The organism is Streptomyces sp. NRRL S-1022 (genome assembly GCF_000720135.1).
Taxonomy (GTDB): domain Bacteria; phylum Actinomycetota; class Actinomycetes; order Streptomycetales; family Streptomycetaceae; genus Streptomyces.
In genome coordinates this window covers 65,471-83,135 of the sequence record NZ_JOIU01000001.1, presented here as the reverse complement: position 1 = coordinate 83,135, position 17,665 = coordinate 65,471, and the positions used below count along the sequence as shown (strand labels likewise).

At 70.8% G+C, this 17,665-nt stretch carries 16 protein-coding genes; 7 read left to right on the top strand and 9 right to left on the bottom strand.

The annotated features are described in order from the left end of the window. Positions 1–75 precede the first annotated feature (75 nt). Positions 76–582, top strand: coding sequence for a flavin reductase family protein (locus tag IG05_RS0100405; protein WP_051789325.1), 507 nt, complete (start codon positions 76–78; stop codon positions 580–582). Positions 583–652: 70 nt separating this feature from the next. Here the strand turns inward: IG05_RS0100405 and IG05_RS0100400 are convergent, their stop codons facing one another. Continuing rightward, entirely contained in the window at positions 653–1,420 is a 768-nt protein-coding gene (locus IG05_RS0100400; RefSeq protein WP_037812562.1) for an MBL fold metallo-hydrolase, read from the bottom strand. A gap of 126 nt (positions 1,421–1,546) precedes the next feature. On the opposite strand from IG05_RS0100400, the gene IG05_RS0100395 reads away from it, so the two are divergent. Beyond that, on the top strand, positions 1,547–2,476 hold the full coding sequence (locus IG05_RS0100395; RefSeq protein ID WP_030338199.1) for an AraC family transcriptional regulator: 930 nt from the start codon (positions 1,547–1,549) through the stop codon (positions 2,474–2,476). 70 nt (positions 2,477–2,546) lie between these two features. Here IG05_RS0100395 and IG05_RS0100390 read toward each other — a convergent pair whose 3' ends face one another. The 3 genes from IG05_RS0100390 to IG05_RS0100380 all read right to left on the bottom strand — a co-directional run bounded on the left by IG05_RS0100390 (position 2,547) and on the right by IG05_RS0100380 (position 5,371). Continuing rightward, on the bottom strand, positions 2,547–3,251 hold the full coding sequence (locus tag IG05_RS0100390) for a transglycosylase SLT domain-containing protein (RefSeq protein WP_420707546.1): 705 nt from the start codon (positions 3,249–3,251) through the stop codon (positions 2,547–2,549). A 234-nt stretch (positions 3,252–3,485) separates the two neighbouring features. Continuing rightward, positions 3,486–3,827, bottom strand: coding sequence for a VOC family protein (locus tag IG05_RS0100385; protein ID WP_030338194.1), 342 nt, complete (start codon positions 3,825–3,827; stop codon positions 3,486–3,488). Positions 3,828–3,886: 59 nt separating this feature from the next. Then, entirely contained in the window at positions 3,887–5,371 is a 1,485-nt protein-coding gene (locus IG05_RS0100380; protein ID WP_030338192.1) for an alpha/beta hydrolase family protein, read from the bottom strand. A gap of 377 nt (positions 5,372–5,748) precedes the next feature. Here IG05_RS0100380 and IG05_RS0100375 point away from each other — a divergent pair, with 377 nt between their 5' ends. The 4 genes from IG05_RS0100375 to IG05_RS0100360 all read left to right on the top strand — a co-directional run bounded on the left by IG05_RS0100375 (position 5,749) and on the right by IG05_RS0100360 (position 10,583). After that, the gene (locus IG05_RS0100375; RefSeq protein WP_030338191.1) at positions 5,749–7,860 is read left to right on the top strand and encodes a LamG domain-containing protein; all 2,112 of its coding nucleotides are present in this window, start codon (positions 5,749–5,751) and stop codon (positions 7,858–7,860) included. 228 nt (positions 7,861–8,088) lie between these two features. Further along, complete coding sequence (locus tag IG05_RS0100370) at positions 8,089–8,601, top strand: GNAT family N-acetyltransferase (RefSeq protein ID WP_030338187.1); 513 nt, start codon at positions 8,089–8,091, stop codon at positions 8,599–8,601. Between the two features lie 101 nt (positions 8,602–8,702). Further along, positions 8,703–9,542 carry a membrane protein gene (locus IG05_RS0100365; RefSeq protein WP_030338186.1) on the top strand — a complete coding sequence of 280 codons (840 nt, stop codon included), beginning with the start codon at positions 8,703–8,705 and terminating at the stop codon, positions 9,540–9,542. Between the two features lie 150 nt (positions 9,543–9,692). Next, on the top strand, positions 9,693–10,583 hold the full coding sequence (locus tag IG05_RS0100360; RefSeq protein WP_030338185.1) for a membrane protein: 891 nt from the start codon (positions 9,693–9,695) through the stop codon (positions 10,581–10,583). Here the strand turns inward: IG05_RS0100360 and IG05_RS0100355 are convergent. From IG05_RS0100355 to IG05_RS0100340, 4 genes are all read right to left on the bottom strand, one after another. Further along, positions 10,564–11,949, bottom strand: a complete 1,386-nt coding sequence (locus IG05_RS0100355) for a sensor histidine kinase (RefSeq protein WP_030338184.1) — start codon at positions 11,947–11,949, stop codon at positions 10,564–10,566. The two genes, IG05_RS0100360 and IG05_RS0100355, sit on opposite strands and share 20 nt — an antisense overlap. Further along, positions 11,946–12,608, bottom strand: a complete 663-nt coding sequence (locus IG05_RS0100350) for a response regulator transcription factor (protein WP_030338183.1) — start codon at positions 12,606–12,608, stop codon at positions 11,946–11,948. The genes IG05_RS0100355 and IG05_RS0100350 overlap by 4 nt, the downstream gene beginning before the upstream one ends. A gap of 354 nt (positions 12,609–12,962) precedes the next feature. Then, a complete protein-coding gene (locus tag IG05_RS0100345) occupies positions 12,963–13,811 on the bottom strand; it encodes an SAVMC3_10250 family protein (protein ID WP_030338182.1) in 849 nt (282 codons plus the stop codon). A 1,542-nt stretch (positions 13,812–15,353) separates the two neighbouring features. Beyond that, positions 15,354–15,722, bottom strand: coding sequence for a hypothetical protein (locus IG05_RS0100340; RefSeq protein ID WP_030338181.1), 369 nt, complete (start codon positions 15,720–15,722; stop codon positions 15,354–15,356). A gap of 444 nt (positions 15,723–16,166) precedes the next feature. Here IG05_RS0100340 and IG05_RS0100335 point away from each other — a divergent pair, with 444 nt between their 5' ends. Continuing rightward, entirely contained in the window at positions 16,167–17,033 is an 867-nt protein-coding gene (locus IG05_RS0100335; protein ID WP_030338179.1) for a class II glutamine amidotransferase, read from the top strand. Between the two features lie 136 nt (positions 17,034–17,169). Here the strand turns inward: IG05_RS0100335 and IG05_RS0100330 are convergent, their stop codons facing one another. Further along, positions 17,170–17,370, bottom strand: a complete 201-nt coding sequence (locus IG05_RS0100330; protein ID WP_030338177.1) for a hypothetical protein — start codon at positions 17,368–17,370, stop codon at positions 17,170–17,172. Positions 17,371–17,665: the final 295 nt, after the last annotated feature.

The window sequence follows — 17,665 nt, the reverse complement described above, 5'->3', positions numbered from 1 at the left end:
TACCGGCCCGGTTCCCGCCCGGCGGACCGGGCCGGTCACGACCGTGCCCCCGCACACGTCCATGGAGGAGAAACTGTGACGGTCCACACCGGCTCCGACGCGCTGCCGCTCACCGCCGAGGCGTTCCGATCCGTCTTCCGCCATCACGCGGCGGGCGTCGCCGTGGTGACGGCACATGCCGGCAGGCCGGCCGGCTTCACGGCGACCTCGCTCTCCTCCGTGGCCGCGGTCCCGCCCACCGTCTCCTTCTCCATGAGCACGTCCTCGTCGAGCTGGCCCGTCTTCCAGGACGCCTCCCACGTCGGGGTGCACATCCTCTCGGAGAGCCAGCGAGACCTCGCGGCGACCTTCGCCGCCACCGGACCGGACCGCTTCGCCGCGCCGACCCGCTGGCGACGAGGCCCGCAGGGTGTCCCCGTCCTCGACGGGGTGCTCGCCTGGCTGGTGTGCCGGGTCGAGGCGACCGTGCCCGCGGGGGAACATCGGTTGATCGTCGCGCGTGCCGTCGCGGCCAAGCCCTACTCCGGCGGGCGCCCGCTGCTGTATCACGACCGCGCGTATGCCCGGCTGAGTGATGGCTGATCCGCGGCGGCGCTCCGCTCTTCTCACCAGCTCGGCACACCGCGCCCCTCGAACCGGGGCGTGAGGGGCCTCAGGCATCGCCGGAGACGTCGTCACCCATGCGTAGCCGCAGCCGTCCCCTCGCCTCCAGCCGCTCAAGGCGGCGTTGCTCCTTCACCACCCACCGCCGTACCCGGCCGGGGTCCAGCATGCCGCCATGTCCTGCGTGCAGTCGCTCGGGGCCCAGGTCGAGCATGCGCCGGAGGCTGGCCAGATTGGCGCGGGGGTCGTCGTGGAACGGAGGGTTCCAGGGCAGGCGGGGCAGCAGTCCCAGGAGTGGTGTCGCGATCAGGTCTCCCGCGACGAGGTCGCCCGCCTCGGTGAGGACTGACACCGACCCGGCGGTGTGGCCCGGGGTGGGGACGATGCGTGCGTCGATGCCGTAGTCCGCCAGCGGCATCTCCCCGCGGACGAGGACCTGTGGTGTGAACGGCTCTGCCCGGACGTGGAAGGGCGGAAGCGTGGCCAGAAGCCTGCCCAGGCTCCCGGTCGGAAGGTACGGCTCGCGCACCCGGCCGCTGGTGTACTGCCCGAGATCGCCGACGTGCGCGGCGATCGGCGCCCCGGTCAGACGGCTCAGTTCGGCGGCTCCGCCGAAGTGGTCGATGTGGCCGTGGGTGACGACGATCATGGAGATGTCATCCGGGTCCACCCCCTGCTCGGCCACCTGTTCGTAGACCTTGCGGCCGCTGCCGGGGACACCGGAGTCGACGACGACCGGCCGGCGGCCGAGGAGCAGATATGCGGTGACGTTCCGCTTCCCGAGGACCGGGAGGGGGATGACCTTCGTGCCGGGCACGGAGTACTCCGTTCACAGAGAGCAAGTTCGGACATCCCGACAGTAAGGATGCCGATCGAGACACTCCATGCCTGCCAAGCGCGTATCGATTGCCGATCGTCTCAGGGGTTCGACTATGCTGCGGGCATGGACGCGCTGGCGGATGTCCTCACCGCAGCCAAGGTCGGGGGCACCGTGCTGGCCCGGGTGGACGTGGCCGCGCCCTGGGGCATCGAGTTCCCGAAGCTGCCGATCGCGGTCTTCCACGCGGTCGTCGGCGGTTCCTGCTGGCTGCGCCGCCCGGGGTCCGAACCGATCAGGCTCTCCACGGGCGACCTTGTCCTGCTGCCCGTCGGCACCGGCCACATCATGTCCGGCGCCCCGAGCGGGCCGGCAACCCCCTACGACGATCTGGTGGCCGCGCGCCCCGGCCCCGGGGAATCGGAGATCCATATCCCCGGCCCGGGCCCCCGCACCCGGATCATGTGCGGCGGCTACCGCTTCGACGGGCGCGTCTCGCGTCCGCTGCTCACACTCCCGCCCGTGCTGCTGCTGCCCGCTGCCGACGGCGAAGCGGCCGAGCGGAGCGAACTCGCCGACACTCTCCGGATGCTCACAGCCGAACTCGCCGAACCCCGGCCCGGTTCCCAGACGGTCATCGACCGGCTGACCGATGTGCTGTTCGTCCACATCCTGCGCCGGTGGACCGCAGACCGGGGCGAGCACGGCACGTCCTGGGTCCTGGGTCTGCGCGACCCGGAGGTCGGTGCCGCGATCTCACTCCTGCACGAGGACCCTGCCCGGCGCTGGACCGTCGAGGAACTGGCACACCGGGTCGGCGTCTCCCGCGCCACTCTCTCCCGGCGCTTCACGGATCTCATCGGCGAGCCACCACTGGCCTACCTCACCCGCTGGCGCCTGGAACTGGCCGGCCGACGCCTCCGCGACACCGCCGACACGCTGCCGGCCGTGGCCGACAGCGTCGGCTACACCTCGGTGTCGGCATTCTCGCGGGCCTTCACGCGTCAGTGGGGAACGCCACCGAGCCGTCACCGTACGGACCATCGCCGGCTGTGAGCACCCGAGCGGACGTGCCGCACGATCGTTCCCCCGACTACGCTCGCGGCCTGGCCGGCCGCGGTGTGGCTCAGTACGCGGAGTTGACGTTGTCGATGGAACCGTAGCGGTGCGCGGCGTAGTTGGCGGCGGCGGTGATGTTCGCGACCGGGTCGGTGAGGCTGTTGGCGGTTCCGGCGACGTGGTAGGCGTTGAACGTGGGCTCGATCACCTGCAGCAGACCCTTGGACGGTATGCCCTTCTGCGCGTTGACGTCCCAGTTGTTCTGAGCGTTGGGGTTGCCGCCGGACTCGCGCATGATGTTGCGGTGCAGGCCCTCGTAGCTGCCGGGGATGCCCTTCGCCTTCATGATGGCCAGGGACTTCTTGATCCAGCCATCGAGGTTGTTCGCGCCGCCGGCGGTGGAGTCGGTGCGGCTGTCCCGCGAGGGAGCGGCGATGCCGTGGACGCCCTGCGGCGCCTCGGCGGCATGCGCGGAGGCCGGCATCAGGGTGAGGGCAGCGGCCGCGGCGCCGGTCGTGGCGATGCCGGTCAGAGCGAGGGAGCGGAGGCGGGCAAGGCGGCGGGTGGCGGTGATCGCGGTCATGAGAAAGGGACTCTCCTGTGAAACGTCGTTGTAGGCGCCGGCCGGAAGCTCCGGTCGCGGCCTGCAGGGCGTCGGCGTGAGGCCCCGTGCTGCACGGCGCACCGGGCGTGTCCGGCGATCAACGCCCGGTCGGCCCTGCGGTTTGCGGCAACGAGAAACATGTTTAGGGGCCCGCCGGAGCCAAGGCAAGAATGTGACGTACTATCCAGCTTCGGAGAAACAAGACAGAACGGTCATTTCGCAACTTTCCTGCCTGGTAGCCGGAGGGTGCCTCTACGGCCTCTCTTAGGACGTGACATGGCCCCTATGGCCCGCGTCACCTCAGGTCGCCCCCCACGAAGCGAATCCGGCGTCCGCTACGAGGCGACCGTGCTGGTCGCAGTCACCAACGAATGGCTGTGACCAGCACGGCGGCCATGCATGTCAGTGGACGCAGAACTCGTTGCCGGCCGGGTCCTGCAGCACAGTCCAGGTGAGGCCCGGAACGCTGTGCTCGCCGACGACGCTCGCACCCAGAGCGACCAGCCGCTCCACCTCCCCCGCCAGGCCCGTGCCGGGCGCGGCCGCGAAGTCGACGTGCACACGGTTCTTGCCGCGCCGCTCCTCGGCCACACGCTGGAAACCCAGTGCAAGAGGCTGCGCTCTGACGATGACGAAGTCGCCGTGGTCCTGGGCGATCTCGCCTCCCAACGCAGTCGCCCACCACTGGGCCAGCTCCTGCGGTTCCGCACAATCCACCGTGATCATCACTGCTGTCATACTCATGATCGTCACCCTAACGACGACCACCGACAGTCATCGGCCGCAGCCGTCCGTACGGGCTGTCAGCCGTTGCCCGGGTGGTGGACGCTGAGGTCGCCGTAGGTCGACAGAACGCCGGCCAGGTCGCCCGGTCCGTGCCGCAGCGTGCTGTCCAGGAAGGCGAGCGTGGCTGCGGCGACGACGCGCGGGCCCTCGGTGCGGCCCAGGGACCCGACCATCGAGGGCACAGGCGGCAGGTAGAGAGGGGCGTCCATGAAGGTGAGGTGTGCGGCGCCCGGGATGGTGAGCCGGTAGCTCGTCCCGGTGCTGAGCTTGAGGACCTTCGTGAGGCGCGGTATGTACCGCGGGTCGGTTTCCCGGGCGATGGCCTGGGTGAGCCCGAGCACCGGCTGGTGGAAGGAGTCCGGGTCGGGATCACGGGGATAGCCGTCCAGATCGATGACGGCGGCGAACCGACGGTCCTGGCGGGCTGCCTGCAGGGCGGCAGCGCCACCCAGAGAGTGGCCGGTCACCGCGACCCGACCGGTGTCCAGACGTCCGGTCAGCGGGCCCGCGATCTCACCTCGGTCCACACGGCCCAGCTGAGTCAGGCCGAAGCTCAGGTCCGCGGCGCGGATTCGCGTGGTTTCGACGGCCCGTTCGTCGTCCTCGTCGTCGCCGGTGGATGTGATCCTGGTCCTGATCGTCCGGCCGTCGGCGAGGACGACGGCGGCGGAGTCGTACGGATGGTCGAGAGCGGCGACCACATAGCCGTGGCTGGCCAGTTCCTCCGCCCAAGCGGTGTTCTGCGTGCGCACTCCGCCCAGCCCGGGAGAGAACAGCACGACCGGGAACCGGCCGCCCTTGTCGGCCACCGGGGCGTTGAAGACCGCATGGGTGCGGGCACGCGGGACGCCGTCGACGAGGAAGCCAGGCAGGCCGGCATACCGGGCGAGGGCGTCGGACACCGTGCGCGCCTCGTGCTCCGTGCGTCCGAGGTACCGGGCCCGCTGCACGCCTGCGGGGCTCCGCCGCGCGGGATACCAGAGCTGGACCACCACCGTGCGCCGGTCCTGCGGGTCGGCGGTGGCGGTCTCGGGACGGTGTGGGTCGGTCCACTGCACCACGCGAGTACCGACCGCGAAGTCACCTGACGGCGTGGGGAACACGGGTACCGGAAAGGCCCAGGCAGCCACCGGGCCCGTGACGATCAGGCCGAGGCAGGCCAACGACCCCGGCAACGCCAGCCACCATCGCGCCCGCCACACCGGCCGGCCGCTGCGGCGTCGCAGCAACGCGGACACGGCGCTTGGCAACGCGCAGACAGAGCCTGCCAGTACCGGCAGCATCTGCCAGCGGAGCCCCGCCACGCTCAGCACGATCACAGACAGCACGAGTACCGTCCCCGCCACGACCGTGACGCGGGGGCGGGCGGCGGGGGGAAGCCAGCGCGCCACCACGATCGCGGCGGCGCCCAGCAGGACAAGCAACTCCAGGGGGGACATGTACCACCCCGTGATGATCTCGGTCACCCGGCCATCCTCGGCGCAGGGCACGCGCTGCCACATCGATCCCGGGTCGCCATCGTGTGCGACTGGAGTCGCACCTGACCAAGGCCGGTCACCGGCGCAGCTGCGACCGCAGGAGGAAGCAGAACTCATCCTGCGGTCGCATCTCGCCGCGTCTCCGACCCGGCTCCGGCTGAATACGGCGGTACCGGCCACCACTTGGCGTCGCCCCGATGTCCGTCAGGACACGCTCTGGCCGTTGTCACCCACGACACCGCGTAGAAGCGCCTCGTCGCAGTGAGCCGACGGAAAACCCTTTCGGCGCTGTCGGTGTCGGCTGTTAGCTTCATGCGGTTCGTGTCGATCCCGAGCGCCGATCACTCACGGAGGAGGCCTACTTGACCAGGTTGGCAAGGACAGTCGGAAGCAGACGGACGGTGGTGGGAGGCTGCGCGGCGGCCCTGCTGGCCGTGGTTTCCGGTACTGCGTACGCGGCGGCCAACCTGCCGCCGAAGCAACCGCTGGTCCAGGATCTCCAGTCACAAGGCAAGGCCTGCGCCACCGGTGACGAAACGCCGTACGTGTCGGCGCCGCCCAGGCTCGGTGCCCTGCTGTACGACCCGGAGGAGGACAACCAGCCCTCCGAGTTCAGCCCGGTGCAGGGCGAGTTCGAAGCCTGGTGGACGGACTCGGCCGGGGCGGAGCAACGCCGTACCTACACGACCACCACCTTGCCGTCGGGCGCGCGGCACTACTGGGCGTTGCCGGACGACGTACCCGCGAACACGGTCGTTTCCTGGCATGTCCGCGCAAACGACGGCCAGGCGAAGTCCGCATGGAGCGATGAGGGCGGCGGCTCGGTCTGCTCGTTCGTGTACGACGACGCGAACCCTGAGAAGGCGGAGATCAACTCCCCCGAATACCCCAAGCCCGAGGACGTGTTCTGGGTGGATGGGGTCGGCGTCTACGGGCACTTCACCGTGGACTCGCCCTCCGACGACGTGGTGTCGTACACGTACAGCTTCCTGGGCGGCCCTCATGGCACCGTGTTCACCGAGCGGCCGGGCGCTGCCGTGACCATCCCGTACTTGCCGCTGACATCAGGGCCCAAGGAGCTGACGGTCCATGCGATCGACCGGTCGGGCCGCAGTAGCGGAGAGTCCCGGTACGGTTTCAACGTGAAGTCCGGGCGTCCCCCTGTCGCCCGCTGGAAGCTGGACGACCCGGTGGGCTCCCGCAGGGCGTCGGCCGAGACGGGTACCCCTGCCCGCGTCGGCACCGGAGTCACCTTCGGCGGCCCTGCGCCCGCGGGGACGGGGATCACCGCCACGGTGCGCCTCGACGGCAGCGGCCACGGCTTCCTCACCCCGGACGCCGCGGTCACCGACACCAGCAAGTCCTTCGCGGTCAGCGCCTGGGCTCGGCCGGCAAAGACCAGCCGGGCCATGACCGTCGCCAGCCAGGACGCGGACGTGCAGCCCGGATTCACGCTCGGGCTGCGCACCCCGGGCAGTGGACCCGCCTGGTCGTTCACGATCGGGGGCGCGACGGTGTCCGGCGGCGCGCCCGAGACCGGGGAGTGGGCCCATCTGCTCGGGCTGTACGACGCCGAGACGGGTCGCGCACACCTGTACGTCAACGGTCACGAGGTCGGCAGCCCGGCTACGGCGACTCCCACCGGGGCGTCCGGCGCGTTCCAGATCGGACGGGCGCAGGGTGCCACCGGGTACCGCGACCGGTGGCAGGGCGACATCGGTGACGTCCAGGTGCACGACCGGGTCGTCGTACCGGGTGAGGCGGCCGGACTGGCGCAGCGGAAGCCGGAGTCACTCGGCCATTGGTCGCTGGAGACCGAGACGGACGGCGCCAGCCCCGAGCAGTCGGAGGGCGCGCCGCTGCGGCTCGGCGGGGGAGCCTCGATCCACCGTGACGCCGGCAGCGCCTGTCTCCCGGACATCGACCCCGACTGCACCTACGGGCCGCCGACCCTCGTCGGCGAGGGGCATCTGCACCTGGACGGCGCATCCGGACACGCCGTTGCCGACGGACCCGTCGTGGACACCGGGGACAGTTTCACCCTGGGTGTCGTCGTACGCCTCGCAGACTCGGAGCCGGCCCACCCGATGACCGTGCTGTCGCAGGCCGGCGAACACACGGACGCTTTCAAGCTGCGTTACGAGCCGTCCACGCACACCTGGCAGCTGGTGATGCCGGAGAAGGACGAGGCCGGAGCCCACGAGGCGGTGGTGTCCCAGATCGAGGGCGCGGACGGTGGCGAGGGGCTGGGCCACCGTCTCGCCGTAACCTACGACGACGGGACCGACACGATCAGGCTCTACTTCGACGGTGAGACGAACGCCGAGGCGACCGCGAGCCTCACCAACGGCTGGCACAGCACCGGTGCCCTCCAGATCGGGCGGGGCAGAGCCGGTGACGGCTGGGGCGAGTACCTCCACGGTGACGTGGACGAGGTCCAGGCCTTCTCCGGTGCGCTGCGGGACGCGGACGTGCTGGGCCTCGGCTGGGGGACGGACCCGTGCCTGTGCTGATCAGAAAGGTGAGCAGGCGCTCGCAGGCGTGTACGCTGGCGGTGTTCGTGCCTGATCAGGAGTTGAGGATGGGAGGTGAGGTTGATGACCGCGCTCGTGGCCACCATGCGCAGTGCCCAGGTCTCCCTCACGTCCCGGGCCGTGGCCTGACTCCCTGTCCCGCCCTCGCTGAGAGCGTGAGCTCGCAGGGCCCCACACGAACGTCTTCCGAAACGGTTCTCCAACGCCATGGACAACAAGTGGTTCTCGCGCGCCGAAACCAGCGCCGACATCCCCGCCATCCGCGACATCAACCTTGCCGCTTTCCCCACCCCTGCCGAGGCTGACCTCGTCGACAGCCTGCGCGCCGACCCGACCGCCTGGATCGAGGGTCTCTCCCTCGTCGCTGCGGACGAGACCGGCCGGCCGGTGGGCCACGCACTGCTGACCCGCTGCCACATCGGCACCACACCGGCCCTGTGCCTGGCCCCGTGCGCCGTACGACCCGAGCACCAGCGCACCGGTGCGGGCAGCGCGGCGATCCGTGCCGCCCTGGGCGCGGCGCGCTCCCTGGGAGAGCGCCACGTGGTCGTCCTCGGACATCCGGCCTACTACCCCCGGTTCGGGTTCACCCGGGCCTCGGACCACGGCATCAGCCTGACCATCGACGTCCCCGACGACGCCCTGATGGCACTGAGCCTTGACACCCGCCATCCGCTCCCCGGCGGGACCGTCCACTACGCCGCTGCGTTCGGTATCTGACCCGGCCTGTGCCGCGCGGGCGAAGGCCCGCGCGGCACGCGCAACCGGCCGAGCGAGCCGGTCAGGATGTGTTCAGGTGTCCGGTGGCACGGTCGTCGGCCATGACCTATCAAACCTCCGAGACGTCCGCGGTGCCCGAGACGGGTGGGCCCGCCGATCCGGCCCGGCACCGATTTCGCTGGAACAAGGTGCCCGAGGTCACCCTCTATTTCTGGATCATCAAGGTGCTGTGCACGACCGTCGGGGAGACCGCGGCCGATCTGCTGAACGAGAAGGCCGGCCTGGGCCTGACCGGTGTGTCGGTGCTGATGGGCGCGCTGCTGGCCGTGGTGCTGGTGGTGCAGTTCCGTACGAGGGCGTACCGGGCCGGTGTGTACTGGCTCGCCGTGGCCCTGATCAGCGTCGTCGGCACCCTGATCAGTGACAACCTGACCGACGACATGGGCGTGCCGCTGGAGACGAGTACGGCGGTGTTCGCGGTCCTGCTCGCGATCGTGTTCGCCGTCTGGTACCGGCGTGAGCGGACGCTGTCCATCCACAGCATCGGCACCACCAGCCGTGAGTCCTTCTACTGGCTCGCGGTGCTGTTCACCTTCGCCCTGGGCACCGCGGCCGGCGACCTGGTATCCGAGCGCATGGACCTCGGGTACTGGCTGTCCGCCGTCCTGTTCGCGGCGGCCATCGCCGCGGTGGCCATCGCGCACTTCGCGCTGGGCCTGGACGCGGTGTGGAGCTTCTGGATCGCCTACATCCTCACGCGCCCCCTCGGCGCGTCGATCGGCGACTACCTCTCCCAGCCGACCGGCGACGGGGGCCTGGGCCTGGGCACCGTGATCACCAGCGTGCTGTTCCTGGCCGTCATCCTCGGCCTGGTCGTCTACCTGAGCGTGACCCGCAAGGACGTCACCGAGCCGGAGCCTGCCGCCCGACGCGCGGCCTGACCTGGCACACCGTACGCGTTCAGGATGCGTTCAGGCTCTCTGTGCCACGGTCGGAGATCACGACCGCTCGGCGGTCGGCTCATCTCACAGGGCGCTCGTCCCGCTATCGGGGGCGAGCGCCCTGTCGTTCGACCGGACAGGAGAGTTGAATTGGAGAAACCGGAGGTCCTCACCGACCTCGACGTCGCGAGCACGTCGAGTACGACCAAGTCGGTGATGAAGAAGCTGCCCGAGGTCACGCTGGCGTTCTGGATCATGAAGATCGCCGCGACGACCCTGGGCGAGACGGCGGGCGACCTCTTCGCGCAGACCCTGAAGCTGGGCTACTTCCTCACCACGGTCGTACTGTTCCTGGTCTTCGTGGTGACGCTGGTGGTCCAGCTGCGCTCCAGCCACTACAACCCGTTCTTCTACTGGACCGTGATCCTGTCGACCTCCATGGCCGGCACGACCATGTCCGACTTCATGAACCGCGACGCCAGTGCCACGTACCTGTCGAACGGCGCGACGAAGCTGGGCTGGGGACCGCAGGGACTGGGCCTCGGCTACCCTGCCGGGGCGGCGATCCTCATCTCGATCCTGCTGGCGATCTTCCTCGCCTGGAAGCTGAGCGGCATGACGTTCCAGATCCGCGACATCGTCACCTTCCGGGGCGAGGCGCTGTTCTGGGCGGCGATCCTGGTCTCGAACACCCTCGGCACCTCGATGGGCGACTTCCTCTCCGACAGCTCCGGTCTCGGCTACCTGGGCGGCGCGCTGCTCGTGACCGGAGTGCTGGCCGTGCTGGCGGCGCTGATGAAGGTGCCCGCGGTGCCGAACGTGCTGCTGTTCTGGATCGCCTTCGTGCTCACCCGCCCGCTGGGCGCCACCGCCGGCGACTTCCTCACCAAGCCGGTCGCCAAGGGCGGCCTGGATCTGGGTACCGCGGGCTCGTCCGCCGTGCTCGTCGCCGTCCTGTTCGGGCTGATGGCGTACGCCCACGTGCAGGAACGCCGTTCGGTGAAGGAGGGCAAGAAGCGGGTCATCCGGCGGGCAGGCTGACCGTGAACCTGGCCCCGGGCGTATGTCCGGGGTCGTGAAGCACGTCACCTCCGACGGCGCGGGCCAGGCGTCGCGCGAGCGGCAGTCCCAGGCCCGCGCCGTCGTGGCCGTCGCCGGGATCGGCGCGCCTGCCCGGCTGGAACAGCTCGTCCCTGAAGGTCTCCGGCACGCCGGGGCCGTCGTCGACGACGTCGATCCGCACGGCGCCGGGGATGCGCCGCGCCGACACGGTCACGCGGGAGCGGGCGTAGCGGGCGGCGTTCGTGAGCAGGGGGCTGAGAACGCGTTCGAGAAGGGCCGGGGCGACACCCGCCTCCAACGCCGGCGCCTGCGTCTCCACCACGGTCTTCACGTGGTCCGGGGCGTCGATGCGCTGGAGCAGGCGGTCCAGGACGGGGAGGACGTCGGTTGTTCCGGGGACCGCTGCCGGATGCAGTGCGTTCTCTCGGGCGTCGTGCAGGAGCGTGTCGCAGATGGTCCGCATGGACTGGGCGGCCTCGGCGATCACCTCTTGGGTGGTGTGGGTCTCGACGGCCGTGCGGGGGCGGGCCCGCCACCAGTCGAGTTCCATCACGATCCGGGTGAGCGGTGTACGCAGTTCGTGGGAGAGCTCTGCGGTCAGCTGCTGTTCGTGGCGCAGGACGGTACGTATGCGGTCCAGAAGCGCGTCCAGGGAGGCACCCAGGCGGGCGAGTTCGGTCGGGTGGTCCTCCGTGCCGAAGCGCTCGTCGGAGCCCACCGCGCTCCACTGGGTGGCCTGGTCGGTCATCGTCCGCACCGGGCGCAGCGCCCGGCCGACGGCCAGGCGCGTGAGTACATAGGTGCAGCCGAGCATCACGCCGTCCAGGACGAGTGATCCCGCCAGCAGGGTGTCGGCCGAACTGCCGTACGGAGTCAGGTCCAGGGCGGTGACGACGGTCGCGGTGGAGCGGCGGCCGGGGACGCGCTGGGCGCACAGCCGGACCGGCCGGTGGCCCTGTGCCTGAACGGTCGCGCAGGCGTCCCCCCGCTGGGCGGCCAGCCGGTCGGCGGCTCGGGCCGCCGGTTCGCCGGCCGTGGCGGACGGCGGCTTCTCCAGCAGACGGGTCCCGCCGTAGATCCACACGTTGGCGTCGAGGAGACGGTCGTTGGCCGTTTCCACGACGCGCGCCCGGGGGCCGGTGGTGTCGACGGTCGTGGCCACCGCTGCCGCCCGGTTGCGCAGTTCGTCGTCCGCCTGGCGCTGCAGGTGCCGGTCCATCACGGCGTTGAAGACGACGGTCAGGACCGTCATCAGCAGGGCCGCGGTGGTCAGCGCCACCAGGGAGAGCCGGCCGCGCAGGGTGCGCGGGGCGAGGCGCCGCAGGACACGCCGAGCACGGTTCACGACAGGCGGTGTCCGATCCCGCGCGCCGTACCGATCGTCAGGCCGCTGCCCGCCTCACGCAGCTTGCGGCGCAACCGGCTCAGGTACTGGTCCAGCGTGTTGTCGCTGACCTGCGCGCCCTCGGGCCAGCCGGCCCGTACCAGGTCACGGCGGCGTACGAGGGTGCCGTCCGCGGTGACGAGCGTGGCCAGCAGCCGGAACTCGGTGGGAGACAGCGTGGTGCGCATGCCGTGCACGATGACGCTGTGGTCCACCGCGTCCAGAACCAGGTCGCCGGCCGAGGGCACCCCCACGGGGGCGGTACGTCTGATGGCGGCGCGCAGCCGGGCGGCGAGTTCGGCGAGGTGGAAGGGCTTGGGCAGGTAGTCGTCACCGCCGGCGGAGAAGCCGGCCAGGCGGTCGGTGAGCTGGTGCCGGGCGGTCAGGAAGATCACGGGGGCGAGGAAGCCGTTGGCGCGCATCGCCTGGCACACGTCCCGCCCGTCGGAGTCGGGCAGGCCTACGTCCAGGACTGCCGCCGCCATGCCGGCGGTGGCCAGCCGCAGGGCGGTGGCGCCGTCGACCGCGGGAACCGGCTCGAACTCCTCCTCGTACAGGCCGCGGCGCAGAACGTCACGCAGGACGTGATCGTCCTCCACGACCAGGATCTTGGGGCGCATGGTCCTCCGTCGGCTCCGCGGCCGAAGTCGTCGTGTGATTGAGGAAAGCGGCGGGCAGGAGGTGGGCTGCCGGCGGCCGGGAACGACTGCGGGTCCGGCGGTTCACCGCGAGCCGTGGTGAGAGAACCGCAGGTGTGGTCATCGGCGAGACTCCTTTCCGGACGGACGGACGGCCGGACGCACAGCACCCGACAGGCGCCGCCCCAACCGTCTACATTCCGGTAGACGGTCTACGGAACTGTAGACGATCGCGAGGCGGGATTCGTTCCGACCGGAGCGCCAAGGGGCTGCGGCCACGCCCACCGCCCCGGCGCGAGGCGGCCGAGACGGTGCGAGCCGCCGTCATGGAGTGGTTCACGGCTGGGGCGCGTACTCCACGTAGAGCGGGGTGGCCGTGACGAGGTGCACCTTGTTCTCCGCGCCTTCGCTGTACAGCTGCGTGCGGGAGGTGATGCGCGCGTAGCCGCGCATCCAAGCGGCGGTCTCCGGGACGAAGGCCTCGTCCAGCAGGCGCACGGTCATCCTCAGCCCCGTGGCGAAGTTGCTGTGCTGGTAGACGATCCGCAACGAGGTGCGGCCCAGCTCCTGCGACAGCTCGTCGTTGCGCAGGAGGCGGTCACTGAGCTCCGGCAGCAGGCGCTCCACCGTCTCGTCCTCCAGGTCGAAGCTCTGCCCGGCGAGCCGGTACAGGTAGGACGAGTCGGAGGCGACGTGGAACACCTCCGGCTCGGTCCGGTCGAGTTCCGTCTGTACGTCCAGCCGGACCGGCGAGGCCCCCTCCATGCCGAGCAGGTGTTCCCGGGACCCGTGCAGCAGCAGCCGGACCGAGCCCCCTGTCGGGTAGTGCGGGGACCGTACCCCCGAGTCCAGGAAGAGGACGGCCGACCGGAAGTACTTGTCGTCCATCACCCGGTAGTTCAAGGGTGCCTCGAAGAAGGCCCAGGACCCCGCGCCCACACTGTCGTCGGCGAACCATCCGGCCGCGCGGTCCCCCCGCTCGAACTCGTCGATCACCTCGTCCACGGTGAGCGTCGCGGGCTCCGCGGCGGCCTCCCGGCTGGCCACCTTGGCTCGGCCGAAGGGCGGGAACGCCAGTTCGCCCTCGAAACCGAGGCGGCGCCACCAGCGGGGCCGCCCGGCGTCGCCGTTGGACTCGGTGAACTGCCTGAGTTTCCTCTTCGAGAGGTAGACGAACTCGCGCACCGGCTTCCCCCTGCTTCTGGGCGGTCGCACGCGGCCGGCGGTCGCGCGCCGCTCCGATACATGCCCGCGCCGGGCCGCCGCCACGCGACGCGTGCCGGTGGGCGGGTGTCCTGTCCCGGCGAAGTTCGCCGACGCCGAGTCTCCGGCGTGGGCAGGCGTACCGACTTGGTCGAAAGCGGAGCGGTTCACTTCGACCGTGGCGGCGCCGCGCGGGGGCGGCCGGCCGTTCGGAGAGTCCTGGATTCGGAGAGTCCTGGATGGTGCCGGCGGTTCCTGATGAGGAGGGCCGCTCCGCAAGGGTGAAGCCGGCAGGCACGGCGGTGGTCGGACGGGTGCGCAAACGGCTCTGGGAGCCTCGGCCACCCGCGGGAGGCTTGGTATGCCGCCGGGGTCGGCGGCCCGCCGACCCGGTGCGGCGACGAGCCTCGGAAGGCACGAGGAAGAGGGACACCGAAGTGCCGCCCCTGACCGAGGAACTGACGGGTCTTTGGCATCGGCCGCCCGTGGTGCCGAGTCGGAACGAGGTGGACGAGTCCGGTCGCCCGGACGGTGTCGCGTTCGGTGCCGTTCTGTCGGCGCCGAGTTTCGCGACGGGTGCCGCGCAGCGGCCGGGACGTCCCTGACGTGCCGTGCGCACGCAGGTGATCGACGGTACGGCGCAGGTCGTGGCCTGGGACGTCCACGGCGGTGGGCACCGCGTGGTCACGAGCCGCCCGCAGGGTGTGGACCTGTGCGAGATCGAGCCGGGCGGCGAGTGCGTCTGGTGGTTCGACTCCGGGCGGGGCGGTGCCGGTGTGTGGCGCCGTGAGACGTTCGACGGGGCCCGGTCCGGCACGGCGCTCGTCGGGGTGCCTGTGGGCAGTGCGCGCGGGGTGGGGTTCGACGCCGCCGGCCGTTTGGCGGCGGTCTGTGTCGGGTCGGCGGGCGAGTCCCGCTGTTTCGTCGGCCGCCCCGGGCGGAGCGGGCGGGAGGTCCATCGCGCGCGGGGATACCGCTGTCTGATGGACGTCTCCCCCGACGGTTCGACGCTGGCTCTTTCCGGCGCACCGGACGGACCGGATGCCGTCGTGCTCTGCGCGTCGTCACGGCGTGCTGCGGTCAGGTACGGGCGGGCTGGTGAACCAGGGGACCGCTTCGATTCGAGGCCGGCCCGGCGCAGCGGCCGGGGATCACCGGCCGGCGGCGCTAGGGCACGGCGCTTCCGCCGCTGCGCCCTCGGCGGGGCGGTGTTCACCCAAGCGCCGCAGCAGATCCAAGCCCACGGCGACGCGGTCGGCGACGTCGACCAGCCGGCCCGGATCGACTCCAGCATCGTCCGCGCCCACCAGCACGCCGCCGCCACCGGCCGGAACAGGGGGCGGCATCAGCAGGACGAACCGCCGGCCGGCTTGCTGAGGCGGTCAGGGTGGGTGGTGGATCTCGCACCGCTCCGGGCCGGTGAGGCGCTGCCGGGCCCCTCGGCTGTCCGGCCGGGATCGCTGCGTCTGGTCACAGCACCGCGCCCCGCCCCTGAAGACAGGGACGGGCACGGGCCAGGAGCTGTCAGCGGTAGGCACAGATCGCGTACACCGAGATCCCGACGTTGTCCCGGAGGGAGTCGCGTCCGATGCCGATCCAGCCCTCTCCGTCCTCCGTCGGGAACGATCCGAGGAGGACCGCGTCCTCGCCCTGCGCCTCCGCGCCACCCCCGATGGCAATCTTCCCCGGCGGGCAGAACACCGTACGCCGCTCGAAGTTCGACACGTTCGAATTCGGCAGCTTCACCAGTTGGTAGCCGGCGACCGATGCAGCCGCGGAAGCTGCGTTCGGCTTGGCCGCCGCCTGGCTGCCCGACGCGTGCGCTGCCCAGCCGACGCCCGACACCAGGGCAACCGCCAGCGCGCCCGCCCCGAGAGTCTTGAAGCCTCGCATCCTGCTCCTTCACGTTCGGTGAGGCCCCGACGGCCGGGACCTCATCGCGACAGCCATCCTGTCCGCCCAAACAGTCCAGACCACATCTCACGGGGCGAAACACCCGGATGTGAGGAACCAGGAGCACGCGGACACACCGACCGCCCATGGGCACCCCCAACGCCCCCGGCCACGCCACAGCAGCACTTGCCGATCAGCTCGCGGCCAGCGCCCTCTGCCCGATGGAATCGTCAGGTGCGTGTATGTGCTCCGGCGCGGCGCCTTCGAGCTCACCTGGAACGGGAACGGTCCCGCCAGGACATCGACAGCGGCTGCTGCGACAGGCCCACTTGATTCGTGACCGGCTTTGCGTGGGACTCCTGACACCGTCCGCCACTGACGACAGAACCGAACCGCCGGCCCGACACGAGCCACGAAGGGCCGACCGACCCCTGGAGGAATGCCGTGTGCCGTCTTTTCGGCCTCAGCAGCGCCCCGCGCCCTACCCGCGCCACCTTCTGGCTCCTGGACGCCCCCGACAGCCTCAGCCGGCAGAGCCACCGGGACCCCGACGGCACCGGTCTCGGCCACTTCACCGCCCAAGGCGCCCCGCGCATCGACAAGGCCCCCATCGCCGCCTACCGCGACCGCGCCTTCGCCGAGGAGGCCCGCGAGGTCGAGTCGGCCACCTTCATCGCCCACGTGCGCTTCGCCTCCACCGGCAGCCTGGACGTCCGCAACACCCATCCCTTCGAGCAGGACGGGCGTCTCTTCGCCCACAACGGGGTGATCGAGGGTCTGGACAAGCTCGACGACCACCTGGGCGAGGACCGGTCCCTCGTGAAGGGCGACACCGACTCCGAGCGGTTCTTCGCCCTGATCACCCGGGAGACCCGGCGGCACGGCGGTGACGTCACCGAGGGCATCCGGCACGCCGGCCGGTGGATCGCCGGCAACCTGCCCGTCTACGCCATGAACCTGATCCTCATCACGCCCGAGGAGCTGTGGGCGCTGCGCTACCCGGACACCCACGAGCTGTACGTCCTCGAACGCCAGGCGGGCGGCCAGCACGGCCGGCATCTCGACCACAGCGGCTCCCACGGTCGTATGCGCATCCACTCATCGCACCTCGCCGAGCAACCAGCCGTCGTCGTCGCCAGCGAGCGTATGGACGACAACCCGCACTGGCGCGAGATGGAGTCCGGCGAACTGCTCCACGTCGGCCCCGACCTCCGCCTCACCCGCGAGGTCGTCCTTCCCGATCCCCCGGCGCACCAGCTCACCCTCGACGACCTGCACCCCGACGCAGCCGCCTCCCAGAAGGCATCCTGAGATGCCCACACCGCAGCCAGGTCCACCTCGGAACTGACGCTCGTCGGATGGCTTCGCCTGGTGTGTGGTTCGCAGAGCGGTGCCGGGACGCCGTTTGGGTGCCGGTCCGGTGTCTCCAGGTCCCTTCGGCGACCGCCTACTGGTAGCAGGGGGGCGCGCACAGCACGGTGACCGTGCCGCTGCCGCTGGTTGCAGTGGAGGGAGTGTGGTGGGTGATGGTCGTGGGGGTTCGGCTGGTCTCCCAGGGCATGGGGGCGGCCATGGCCTGGGGAGCGAGGGCGGTGAAGGCCGCGGTGGTCACGAACACGGCGGCTGTCGCGCGCTTACGCAGACGCATGCGGACTCCTCGGAAATGATCGGCCAGTGAGGTCCGGCGACCGGCACTCTCCTCGGGCGGGTCGTCTCGGCTGACTTCCAGTCTCACCGGGCACGAGGCTCCAAGCCAGGGCCTAGGGGGGAGTTGAGCACTTCTCTGCACGATCACCACGAATGGCGGACCCCGCTCCGGGCGGCCCCCGACAGCGCATCCGCAGGCCGTTCGTGTCAGAACGGTACTGCCGCGTCGGCGAGTTCGGCACAGCGTGTGCGCGCCGGCTCGGGAGGGGCGACGGGCAGGGGTACGACCTCGGCAC